Origin of the sequence: Pseudoalteromonas sp. Isolate3, from assembly GCF_022398505.1 — a bacterium.
GTDB classification, from domain to species: Bacteria; Pseudomonadota; Gammaproteobacteria; order Enterobacterales; family Alteromonadaceae; genus Pseudoalteromonas; species Pseudoalteromonas apostichopi.
Genome location: NZ_JAKEVN010000212.1, coordinates 1 through 2,870, shown reverse-complemented (window position 1 = coordinate 2,870; position 2,870 = coordinate 1). Strand labels below are relative to the sequence as shown.

Below are 2,870 nucleotides of genomic sequence, written 5' to 3'. Positions count from 1 at the left end.
AAATCATTGGGTTAATGTTATTTTGCGCAATGGGGCTAAGTAAAAAATCACTAACTACTTAGCTCTATTGACTAATATATTGCCTTTTAGACCAACCTGTTACGCATCTCGCCCTGATTAAATGCCTGAATATTTAAAGCTATTTCGTTAACTAAGCGAACAATAGACTCTTGGCTTGCCCATGCGATGTGAGGCGTGAGCAATAGGTTTGACCCTTTGTAGAGTGCTAGCGGGTTTGATTGCTCTGCGGGTTCTTTGCTGAGTACATCAACACCAGCTCCAGCAATGATATTATTAGCCAATGCATCTGCTAAATCAGCTTCATTGATGATACCACCACGGGCGGTATTAATAATGATGGCTGACGGTTTCATCATTCTTAACTCTTCCGCGGCTATTTGGTTGCGAGTTTCATCAGTTAGCGGGCAATGGACACTAATAATATCCGCTGTTTTTAGGGCGTCATTAAAACTGACGCGACCTTCACGAGGTGCTTGGCCTTTACGCTCACTGATGATGACTTTGGCACCAAAGACTCGTGCTACGTCGGCAACGGCTTTACCCAGTGACCCATAACCAACAATTGCCAATGTTTTGCTGGCAATTTCATTAAAGCTGTAATCTAGGCGACAAAACATCGGGCTTTTTTGCCATAAGCCTTGCTGACAATCATTAATGTATCTGTGAGTATTACCCAATAAATTAGTGATTAGAGTAAAGGTATGTTGCACCACACTTGGTGTTGAATAGCCCGCTACATTTGTCACTGCAATGTTATGCTTCTTAGCCGCCTCTAAGTCAATGTTGTTAGTACCTGTGGCTGCAACGCAAATGAGTTTTAAATTAGTCAGCTTAGCCATGGCGTGCTGATCAATCACCACTTTATTACTGATAACTACATCTGCATCTTGGCTGCGCTCAACAACTTGTTCTTGGTTGGTTAAGTCATAACAGGTTAATTTACCTAATTGCGCTAAGGCATCTAACGAAGTGTTGGCTAATGTCGCTGCATCAAGGACAGTAATATTCATGTGCTTTCCTTTTTTAATTTATTGCTTGACCTTGGGGTGTACTCCAAGGTTTATAGTGAGCATAATAAATAAACGCTTCACAATGGAGACGGTGATGAAAATAGGTGAGTTTGCCCGTCAGTTGGGTGTCTCAACAGATACGCTAAGGTACTACGAAAAGCATGGTTTGTTAACGCCAAGTTCGCGTTCAGACGTAGGATATCGTTTTTACTCTGAGGATGATTATAAGCAAATGGCTTTTATTCTCAGAGCAAAGAATGTTGGCTTTAGTTTGGCTGAGATTAAAGAGCTACTTCAGATTAAATTTCATAAAGATCAGCACTCTTGCCATGAAGTTAAAGAGATGACGTTACAAAAACGTGATCTCGTTGCACAAAGAATTGCAGAGCTTACTCGCTTTTATGACTCACTTTCATTATTGGCAGATAAATGTTGTGGCGGTGAAGAACCTGCTGAAAACTGTTCGATACTAACGACGCTGGAGGATATCGATGGACTTACTCATTAATTTTTGGCACCTGTTTTTACTCTCAGCACCTTGGTTAATGCTAGGCTTATTCATCGCAGGTCTTTTAAATGTGTATTTGCCTGCCAACTTTCTTAATCGCCATTTAGGCAAAGAAGGCTTATGGACCACAGTGAAAGCGGCCTTTATTGGTGCCCCAATGCCACTGTGTTCATGTGGCGTAATCCCTGCGGCAATTGGTTTAAGAAGAGCGGGGGCGTCAAAAAGTGCCACCACAGCATTTTTGGTATCAACTCCTGAAACTGGGGTCGATTCGGTCTCCGTATCTTATGTGTTATTAGGTCCATTTATGGCGGTGATTCGCCCTATTGCAGCCGTATGCAGTGCGATTGTGGCAGGTGTTTTAGTAGGTAAAGACAGTGAACTTCATCAACAGCAAAGCACAATACCAAATAAAGAAAGCACTAAAACAGACTCTTGTTGTAGCAGTAAACAACCAGAGCCTATGACCGCATCAAGCTGTTGCAGCAAAGAGGCACCTGTTAAGCCCGCGCAAAGTTGTTGTAATAAGCAAACGCTTAAAGAACCTGAGCCTGTTAAAAAAACAAGTTGTTGTAGTAGCAAGGAACTGCAACCAACACAGGGTCAGCAACACAGTTGCTCAACAGAAAAAGAAGCACCTTCGCAGAAAAGCTGTTGTAGCAGTGAGCACTCAACTAAAACCGTTGAAAGTCGTTTTAGCAAACTGAAACGCGCGGTGAGTTTTAGTTGTAACAAGCTGCTTGAAGACACCATGATCTGGTTAATGATCGGTTTATTCTTTGCTGCTCTAGTACAAACTTATGTACCAGAATCTTATTTAAGCCAGTGGGGTAATGGCATCCTTGCGATGCTGGTGGTCATTTTAATCAGTATTCCTATGTACATCTGTGCGACTGCATCGACACCTATTGCGGCAGGCTTATTACTCAGTGGTGTGTCCCCCGGTGCGGTGCTCGTGTTTATGTTAGCTGGGCCAGCAACTAATATTGCAACGCTTGGTGTGGTTGGAAAAGAGCTTGGCAAGCGAGCAGTATTTGCCTACCTATTAGGGGTAATTGGAACGGCGCTAGCATTTGGCTTTTTAACTAACTATTTAGTGGCGCAGTATGGTTTTGTGGTTGCGCCTATGATGGGCGAAGAGCATGAAGTTTTACCTCATTGGTTAAGTCTTGCAGCGGGTATTGTATTGGCGATTTTAATGCTTAGATTGGTCCTCAAAATGGTATTAAAAAAGTCGTCTCAAACTGGTAAGAGCATTACTTAATTATTTGTTATAAAAATATTTTTTTACATTGATTGGGATTTAAGTTGGTTAACTATCGCGTCTCGGT

The 2,870-nt window shown here is 42.2% G+C and carries 3 protein-coding genes; 2 read left to right on the top strand and 1 reads right to left on the bottom strand.

Annotation, left to right across the window (positions count from 1 at the left end):
* Positions 1 to 86: 86 nt before the first annotated feature.
* Positions 87 to 1,031, bottom strand: a complete 945-nt coding sequence (locus tag L1D46_RS20230) for a D-2-hydroxyacid dehydrogenase (protein ID WP_130049660.1) — start codon at positions 1,029 to 1,031, stop codon at positions 87 to 89.
* Positions 1,032 to 1,125: 94 nt separating this feature from the next.
* Between L1D46_RS20230 and zntR the strand changes: the two genes are divergently transcribed.
* Positions 1,126 to 1,539, top strand: coding sequence for a Zn(2+)-responsive transcriptional regulator (gene zntR, locus L1D46_RS20225; RefSeq protein ID WP_130052199.1), 414 nt, complete (start codon positions 1,126 to 1,128; stop codon positions 1,537 to 1,539).
* Positions 1,523 to 2,803, top strand: coding sequence for an SO_0444 family Cu/Zn efflux transporter (locus L1D46_RS20220; protein WP_239978135.1), 1,281 nt, complete (start codon positions 1,523 to 1,525; stop codon positions 2,801 to 2,803). The genes zntR and L1D46_RS20220 overlap by 17 nt, the downstream gene beginning before the upstream one ends.
* Positions 2,804 to 2,870: the final 67 nt, after the last annotated feature.